The following is an 8,035-nucleotide window of genomic DNA, read 5'->3' as shown; positions in this document are numbered from 1 at the left end:
GGGGGGGGGGCCCCCCTCACCCACATTCACGTCGTGTCATTCATGCCGGCCGTGCGGCCGGGGTCAGTGCCCGCCCTGCTCGTCGCGGCGGCGCTGCCAGCGCTCCTCGATGCGGTCCATCATCGAGCGTTTCTGACGCGCCTGGCGGCGTGCCTGCGGCGCGGCTCCGGCGGCGGGCTGCTCGCCCGGCTTGGGGGCCTTGCGCCAGCCGGTCACGGCGAGGACGGCGCAGCCCAGCATGACCAGGAAGCCCACCACGCTGAGCCAGACCTGCTGGGCGACCATTCCGGCCATGAGGAGTGCGATACCTACGAGAAAGCCCGCGACCGCCTGGTAGACCCGTCGCCGGGTGTACGTACGCAGCCCGCTTCCCTCGAGCGCTGTCGCGAACTTGGGATCTTCGGCGTACAGCGCTCGCTCCATCTGCTCGAGCATGCGCTGCTCGTGCTCCGAGAGCGGCACGGCGTCCTCCTCATCGTGCAGTCGCCGGGGCGACCCGGGGGGTCCCTTCAGGATAGGCAGGGAATCGCCCCCGTGAAACCCGCCCCTCTACGCCAATTGGCCAACCGGTTTCCGTCATGGACGTCCCGGCCCGCTAGATTTCCATTCCCCAGCGGCCGGTCCGTCATGCCGGACGGTCTCCCTCGATCATACGGCGCCGGGCCTGTGTTCGGGGGGCCTGTGGCGTACTCCATGTGCACGCAAGTAGCTGATCAGGGCCATATCCCGCCAGGTGGCTCAGACCTCTCGGGCCCCGTCGTCCCCTCGGCTCGCACCGAGCCTCTCGCCGAGCACGTGAAGCTGGGTGGCGACCGAGTGGAAGGCCGGCAGTTCGGCCGCGGCGGCCTCCAGCTTCAGCAGCGCGTCCAGGGCGCCGGGCTCGGTGTCCACCAGGACGCCGGGGACGAGGTCGGCGAAGACCCGCACCCCGTGGACGGCCCCGATCGTCAGGCCCGCGCCCTCGACCAGTGCGGTGAGCTGCCCGGCGGTGAAGCGGCGCGGCACCGGGTCGCCGTCGCCCCAGCGGCCGTCCGGGTCACCGAGCGCCTGCCGGGCCTCCGTGAAGTGTCCGGCGAGGGCGCGGGCGAGCACCGCGCCGCCCAGCCCGGCGGCGAGCAGGCTGAGGACGCCCTCGGGCCGCAGGGCGGCCACCGTGTTGCGGACGCCCTCGGCCGGGTCGTCGACGTACTCCAGGACGCCGTGGCACAGCACGGCGTCGTAGCCGCCGCGCTCGACCACGTCGAAGAGGCCGTGGGCGTCGCCCTGCACGCCCCGGACCCGGTCGCCGACGCCCGCCTCGGCGGCCCGGCGCTCCAGGGCGAAGAGGGCGTTGGGGCTGGGGTCGACGACGGTGACGTGGTGGCCGAGGCGGGCCAGCGGCACGGCGAAGTTGCCGCTGCCGCCGCCGGTGTCGAGGACGTCCAGCGCCGGCCGCCCCGTGGCCTTGACGCGGCGGTCCAGGGCATCCTGGAGGACCTCCCAGACCACGGCGGTACGGAGGGAGGCGCGGGGGCGCGACGGGTCCGACACGGCAGTTGACTCCTCGGCGCGGCACCGCCTTGGCGCGGCGGAGCGAACGGGCTGCCTCCCCTCGGCCCGGTGCGGAAGGGGGGAGACTTCAGGCGTCTCCCACCCTATTGCCTCGCCCGCCGTGCCCGGTCACTCCGGTGCTGCCACGTGCCACCAGCGACAGAACCGGGGCACGAGCAGGGGCGGAACCGGGACGGAGCAGAGGTGGAACCGGAGCGGAACCACGGCGGGACATCGCGGAACCAGGAGGTCAGCCCGCGTCCGGCAGTCCGTGTCCCGGGCCATGTCCCGGGCTGTGTCCCGGGCCGTCGCCGTCCCGGGGATCACCAGGGCCGGGCGGCTCGCCGCTGCCCGGCCGGTCGCTGTCCGCGCGGGGCTGCGGCAGGACCGGCTGGAGCACGAGCATCCGCTCCACCAGGCGCAGGAACATCGCCACGTCACGTATGAGGTCGTCGGCGTCCCGGCTGCTGGCCGCGCCCTTGATGCCCGCCTCGGCCCGGGCCCGGCGCCGGGCCCCCGAGGCGAACAGCGCGCTCCACTCGGTCAGCTCGGGCGCGATCTCGGGCAGCACCTCCCAGGCGCTGCGGATCCGGGCCCGGGCCCGGGGCGTGGGCTCCGGGCGGCCCCGGGCGGCCAGCACGGCGGCCGCGGTGCGCAGGGCGGCGAGGTGGGCGCGCGCGTACCGCTCGTTGGGGGTTTCCAGGACGTCGGCCTCGTCCAGTCCGGCGCGGGCCTGGGCGAGCAGGTCGAGGGCGGCGGGCGGGGCCGTGGCCCGGCGCAGCACGGGATGCACGTCGCTCGCCGGGCCGGTCAGTGAGGGGGCAGGGCCGGATGCGCGGCGCCGGCGGGCGGCGGCCGCGGAGGAGTTGGCCATGACGAACCTCCTGTCGTCTGTGTGACGGCACGGGTGCCGTATGTGCCCATCGTGCGGTATGGCACTGACAATCCGTTCCGACCTGGACTTTTACCTCGGATGTGCGGCGAGAATCGGGGCCATGGAAAGCAGCAGCGCCACCCCGCCCGGCAGCGGCCGCCGCGAGGCCACCCGGCAGAAGCTCTACGAGGCGGCCGTCACTCTCATCGCGGAGCAGGGGTTCTCCGCCACCACCGTGGACGAGATCGCCGAGCGGGCCGGGGTCGCCAAGGGCACCGTCTACTACAACTTCGCCAGCAAGGCCGTCCTTTTCGAGGAGCTGCTGCGGCACGGCGTGGGTCTGCTCACCGCGTCCCTGCGGGAGGCCGCCGAACAGGCCGCGCGGGGCGCCGGCGGCAGGGTCGCCGCGCTCGACGCGATGATCCGCGCGGGCCTGGTCTTCATCGACCGCTACCCGGCTTTCACCCAGCTGTACGTGGCCGAGCTGTGGCGCACCAACCGGGCCTGGCAGTCGACCCTGCTGGTGGTGCGGCAGGAAGTGGTCGCCGTCGTGGAGGACGTGCTGCGCGCGGGGGTGACCGAGGGCGAGATCGACGCGGAGGTCGATGTTCCGCTGACCGCCGCCGCGCTGGTCGGCATGGTCCTGGTGGCCGCGCTGGACTGGCAGTCCTTCCAGCGGGAGCGGTCGCTGGACGAGGTGCACGCGGCGCTGTCCCGGCTGCTGCCGGCCGGCCCCGGCGGGCGCGGCTGAGCGGCGGACGCACGGGAGAGCGCCGGTCCGTGGTGGCCGCGTCCCCCGCGGGCCGTCGCCGGACCGGCGCTCCCTGTTGCTCCCCCGTACGTTCCCCCGTCGGACCGCCGTACGTTCCCCCGTCGGCCGTCCGCCGGGTTCCCCCGTGCCTCGCTCCCGCCGGCTGCGGCCGGCGGAAGGAGCGGATCGCGGGCCCGGCCGCCGCTCCGGCGCCCCGTGTCGCCGGTGCCTCGGCCGTGCCCCTCTCCGTGTTCATCACTCTCTCGTTTCCGCAGGTCGGCGCCCATCCGTGCGGGTACTCAACTGTCCGCCTAGGTACGGGTACTCAGCCCTGTGTGCCGCTGCCCAGGCCGCCGCGGCGGCGTCTGGTGCGCCCCGCGTCCGCCGCCGTACTCCCCCACCCCGGTCTCCACCGGAAGATCGCAGGTCACAGGGGTCTGCGGCGGGATTGTCAGCGGTGGCGGATAAAGTCCCTGGCATGGCACGGATTGCGGTGATCGGCGCCGGGATGGGCGCGCTGGCGGCGGCGGCCCGGCTGGCCGTCGCGGGCCACCGGGTGACGGTGTACGAGCGCACGGGGACGTACGGCGGGGCGGTGGGCCGTTTCGAGCGGGACGGTTTCTCCTTCGACACCGGTCCCGGTCTGCTGCCGCTGCCCGCGGTCTGGCGGGACCTCTTCGTCAAGACCGGCAAGGAGCCGCTGGAGGACCTGGTCGAACTGACCCAGGTCGATCCGGCGTCCCGGCACCTGTTCGCGGACGGCACCGAGGCGGTGCTGCCCAACGCCTCGCGCGCGGGCGTCGTCGGCGCGCTGGACGAGGGGCTCGGCGCGGGTGCCGGGCAGCGCTGGGGCGACTTCCTGGTGCGGGCCCGGGAGGCCTGGGACCGGACCCGCCGGCCACTCCTGGAGGAGCCGCTGTGGACCGACTGGCAGGTGCTGGGCGAGCGCGAGCCCTATCCGGCGGTCCCCCACAAGCGGCTGCTGCGCACCCGCCGGGCCGGCACGCTCGCCGAGGTCGGCGCCTGGGAGCTGCGCGACGCCCGGCTGACCGCGCTGCTGGAGAGCCACGCCCTGGCCCACGGCCTGGATCCGCGTACGGCTCCGGCGAGCGCCGCCGTGCTGCCGTACATGGAGCACGCCTTCGGTCTCTGGTACGTCCGCGGTGGTCTGCGCGAGCTGGCGCGGGCGGTGTACGAGCGGTGCCTGGCCCGCCGGGTGGAGTTCCGTTTCGACGCCGAGGTCACGGCGGTGACCGAGAAGGACGGCCGGGCGGCGGGCGTGGAGCTGGCGGACGGCACGGTGGCCGCCGCGGACTTCGTGGTCGCCGGTGTCGCGCCCGGGGTGCTGGAGCGTCTCACCGGGGGCGCGGAGACCCGCGGCGCCGGTGCGGTCCCGGCGCGGCGCGGCGGAGCGAGCCGGCTGACGGTGCTGCTGGCGCTGCGCGGCGGCCGGCCCGAGGGGGTCGCGCACCGCACGGTGGTGCACGCGCCGGACCGGGACGCCGAGTTGGCGGCCCTGTTCGACGGCGGCGCGGCCGGCCCGAGCGCGCCGCCGACGGTGACAGTGACGGTGCTGCGGCCGGACGACGGGAAGCTGGTCCCGGACGCCGGTCACGAGGCGGCGGTCCTCACGGCGGTGGTCCCGGCGGGGGACGGGGCCGGTCACGACCGGTGGGCGGAGCAGTTGATGACCGTCGCCGAGCGCGCGATACCCGGGCTGCGCGACCGGCTGCTGCGGCACGAGGTGCGTACGGCGCGGGACGTCGCGGCGGCGACCGGCGCCGAGGGCGGGGCGGTGCCGGCGCCGGCGCTGGCCGCGGCGGACGGACGGCTGCTGCATCCGGCGAACACCACCCGGATCGGCGGTCTGTTCACCGTGGGCGGCTGGTCGCATCCGGGCGGCGGGCTGCCGCACGCCGGGATGTCGGGCGCGCTGGTCGCCGGACTGATCGTGGAGGGCCCGGAGTTCCGCGGCTCGCAGTGACGTGGGGCTCGTGGTGCGGCGTGGCCGACTCGTGGTGCGGTGGGCCGCCGGGGTGTTGCTGACGTCCCGTCAGGGCGTGGACTGGTCAGTGCCGGGGCAATACCGGATCAGTACCGGTACTGCTGCTCGTCGTAGCCGGGTCCGCCCTGCGGCTGCCCGTGCTGTCCCTGCTGTCCGTCACTCTGGTAGGGGTAGGGCTGCTCCGGCGGGAGGTCGCCGCCGTAGGGGTCGTCGGTGCTGCGCTGCTGCGGGACCCACACCCCGCCGGCCGGTGTCTCGCCGCCGTAACCGCCGGTGCCGTACGGGTCCTGCTGCTGCCCGTACTCCTGCGGGGGGTACGCCTGCTGCTGCCCGGTGGTGTCGTAGCCGGTGTCGTACCCGGTCCCGCCGTAGGTGTGGGTGCCGATGTACGGGTCGGAGTAGGCGGCGTACTGCTGCTGGCCGGTGGTGTCGTAGCCGTAGGACTGCTGGCCGTAGCCGGAGTAGTCGTAGGGGTAGGAGGCGTCGGCGGTCTGCGCGGCCGGGGCCTGCTGCTCCTGGCCGTAGCCGGCGGTGTCGTAGGTGCCGTACGTGCCGGTGTCGTCGGGCATCGGCAGCGGCTGGTAGACGGCGGTGCCTTCGGCCGGGGTGTCGGCGAGGCGCCCGGAGGCGAACACGTCGTCCTGGTCGTCCCGCTCGTAGCCGTACCCGGTGCCGTCCTGGCCGGCGGGGGCGTGCTCGTCGCCGGGGCCCGGTCCGGCCGTTTCCAGGTCCGAGACCTCCAACGCCGGTTCCGGCGGGTCCGGTTCGGGGCGGCGGCGCTTGCTGCCGACGAGGCCCGCCGGGGCCTGCACCGCCCAGCCCTCCGCGAAGCCGCGGCGGAACGACAGGGTGACGTAGGTCTGGCCGACCGCGAAGGCGATCGCGCCGAGCGCGATGACGAGGACCGACGGGATCAGCACGCCGATCACGACACCGAGGAACCCGGCGAAGGCCAGCAGCCGCCAGCGCAGGCGCGCCTTGTACTGCAGCAGCACCTCACCGAGCAGCCACAGCGCGACGATTCCGAACGCGATGTAGAGGACCGCCCAGCCCATGTACGCCCCTCTCCCAGTGACCGCTACGCAGTGTGTCGTAAGTTTGTGCGGCCGGTCTAGGCCCGCGGTGAGCGGTGCGGGCCCAGGTTCTCGTAGATTTCCAGCGTCGCCGTGGAGTTGTTGAGCGTGATGAAGTGCAGACCGGGCACACCTTCGGCCAGTAGCCGCGCGCAGAACTCCGTGGCGAACTCGATGCCAATGGAGCGTACAGCGGTCGGATCGTCCTTTGCTGTGAGGATCCGCTCTTTCAGATCATCGGGGAACGCGGCGTTGCTGAGCTGCGGCAGCCTTTCCAGCATCTTCACGCTGGTCACCGGCATGACCTCGGGGATGACGGGGGTCTCGCAGCCCGCCGCGACGACCTGGTCACGCAACCTCAGGTACGCCTCGGGGTCGAAGAACATTTGCGTGATGGCGTAGTCGGCGCCGGCCCGGCACTTGTCGACGAAGCGCCGGACGTCCTCGTCCTGGTCGGCGGAGCGCGGGTGCATCTCCGGGAAGGCGGCCACGCCCACGCAGAAGTCGCCCGACTCCTTGATGAGTTCGACGAGTTCGGCGGCGTAGGTCAGGCCCTGGGGGTGCGGCACCCAGTCGCCCATCGGGTCGCCGGGCGGGTCGCCGCGGACGGCGAGGATGTTGCGGATGCCGGCGTCGGCGTACTGCCCGATGATGTTGCGCAGTTCCGCGACGGAGTGGTTGACCGCGGTGAGGTGGGCGACGGGGGTGAGCGTGGTGTCGGAGGCGATCCGCTCGGTGGCCCGTACGGTGCCGGCCCGGGTGGAGCCGCCCGCGCCGTAGGTCACGGAGACGAAGCTGGGGGCCACCGCCTCGACCCTGCGCAGCGCGTTCCAGAGGTTGCGCTCGCCCTTCTCCGTCTTGGGCGCCCAGAACTCGAACGAATACGTCGTCTTTCCGGTCGCGAGCATGTCGCGAACGGTGCGCGCGTGATCAGTCCTGGTGGATGCCGTTCCGAGGGCCATACCGGCAGGTTAACCAGGGGGCGTCGGTCACCCAACCGGAGTCGGGGAATTGTCCGTATTGTCAGCTACTTGTCCATCCCTTGGACATCTCCGGTACCTCCCCGGCACTTCTGAGCCGCTCGGCGAACTCGGCCGCCGCCGCGCCAGGGTCGTCGGCCTCGGTGAGCGCGCGGACCACGACGGCCCGGCGGGCGCCCGCGTCGAGGACCTGGTCCAGGTTGTCCAGGTCGATGCCGCCGATGGCGAACCAGGGGCGGTCGGTGCGCAGGGCGGCGGTGTGCCGGACCAGGTCGAGGCCGGGGGCGTGGCGGCCGGGCTTGGTGGGGGTGGGCCAGCAGGGGCCGGTGCAGAAGTAGTCCACGCCGTCCTGGGTGGCGGCGGCGCCGGCCTCGGACTCGGCGTGGGTGGAGCGGCCGATGAGAACGTCGGCGCCGAGGACGGCGCGGGCGGCGGGGACGGGCAGGTCGCCCTGTCCGAGGTGCAGGACGTCGGCGTGGGCGGCGTGGGCGACGTCGGCGCGGTCGTTGACCGCGAGGAGCTTGCCGTGCCGGGCGCAGGCTTCGGCGAACACGGCGAGGTGCTCCAGCTCTTCCGCCGCCTCCATGCCCTTGTCGCGCAGCTGCACGATGTCGACGCCGCCGGCCAGTACCGCGTCCAGGAACTGCGGGAGGTCGCCCTGGCGCTTGCGGGCGTCCGTGCAGAGGTAGAGGCGGGCGGTGGCCAGGCGGGCCCGGGTGGGCGCCGGATCGGTGGCGGTGGCCGTGGCGGTCATGCGTGGTGTGTCCCCCGTGTCGGTGGTTGCTGCGGAGCGGGTCCCGGGTGCGGGCCGGTGTTCCGGCC

8 protein-coding genes are annotated in these 8,035 nt (G+C 74.0%); 2 read left to right on the top strand and 6 right to left on the bottom strand.

Annotated elements, in window-relative coordinates; all coding sequences use genetic code 11:
• Positions 1–63 precede the first annotated feature (63 nt).
• The 3 genes from ACTT8P_RS37410 to ACTT8P_RS37400 form a co-directional block, all read right to left on the bottom strand.
• Positions 64–462 (bottom strand): spore wall synthesis complex protein, encoded by a 399-nt coding sequence (locus ACTT8P_RS37410; protein ID WP_442836256.1) that lies wholly within the window; start codon positions 460–462, stop codon positions 64–66.
• 276 nt (positions 463–738) lie between these two features.
• Positions 739–1,530 (bottom strand): methyltransferase, encoded by a 792-nt coding sequence (locus ACTT8P_RS37405; protein WP_442836255.1) that lies wholly within the window; start codon positions 1,528–1,530, stop codon positions 739–741.
• A gap of 250 nt (positions 1,531–1,780) precedes the next feature.
• On the bottom strand, positions 1,781–2,404 hold the full coding sequence (locus ACTT8P_RS37400) for an SAV_6107 family HEPN domain-containing protein (RefSeq protein WP_442836254.1): 624 nt from the start codon (positions 2,402–2,404) through the stop codon (positions 1,781–1,783).
• 121 nt (positions 2,405–2,525) lie between these two features.
• Between ACTT8P_RS37400 and ACTT8P_RS37395 the strand changes: the two genes are divergently transcribed.
• Together ACTT8P_RS37395 and ACTT8P_RS37390 are read left to right on the top strand one after the other, a co-directional pair.
• Complete coding sequence (locus tag ACTT8P_RS37395; protein ID WP_442836253.1) at positions 2,526–3,155, top strand: TetR/AcrR family transcriptional regulator; 630 nt, start codon at positions 2,526–2,528, stop codon at positions 3,153–3,155.
• Positions 3,156–3,633: 478 nt separating this feature from the next.
• The gene (locus tag ACTT8P_RS37390; RefSeq protein ID WP_442836252.1) at positions 3,634–5,139 is read left to right on the top strand and encodes a phytoene desaturase family protein; all 1,506 of its coding nucleotides are present in this window, start codon (positions 3,634–3,636) and stop codon (positions 5,137–5,139) included.
• 107 nt (positions 5,140–5,246) lie between these two features.
• On the opposite strand, the gene ACTT8P_RS37385 is transcribed toward ACTT8P_RS37390, so the two are convergent.
• The 3 genes from ACTT8P_RS37385 to thiE all read right to left on the bottom strand — a co-directional run bounded on the left by ACTT8P_RS37385 (position 5,247) and on the right by thiE (position 7,967).
• A complete protein-coding gene (locus ACTT8P_RS37385) occupies positions 5,247–6,215 on the bottom strand; it encodes an SCO2102 family sporulation regulator (RefSeq protein ID WP_442836251.1) in 969 nt (322 codons plus the stop codon).
• A 56-nt stretch (positions 6,216–6,271) separates the two neighbouring features.
• Positions 6,272–7,195 (bottom strand): methylenetetrahydrofolate reductase [NAD(P)H], encoded by a 924-nt coding sequence (gene metF / locus ACTT8P_RS37380; RefSeq protein ID WP_361173097.1) that lies wholly within the window; start codon positions 7,193–7,195, stop codon positions 6,272–6,274.
• A gap of 61 nt (positions 7,196–7,256) precedes the next feature.
• A complete protein-coding gene (gene thiE, locus ACTT8P_RS37375; RefSeq protein WP_442836250.1) occupies positions 7,257–7,967 on the bottom strand; it encodes a thiamine phosphate synthase in 711 nt (236 codons plus the stop codon).
• Positions 7,968–8,035 lie beyond the last annotated feature (68 nt).

Source organism: Streptomyces sp. JW3 (assembly GCF_052216785.1).
In the GTDB taxonomy this organism is placed as follows: Bacteria; Actinomycetota; Actinomycetes; order Streptomycetales; family Streptomycetaceae; genus Streptomyces.
This window is presented reverse-complemented; position numbering and strand designations above follow the sequence as displayed.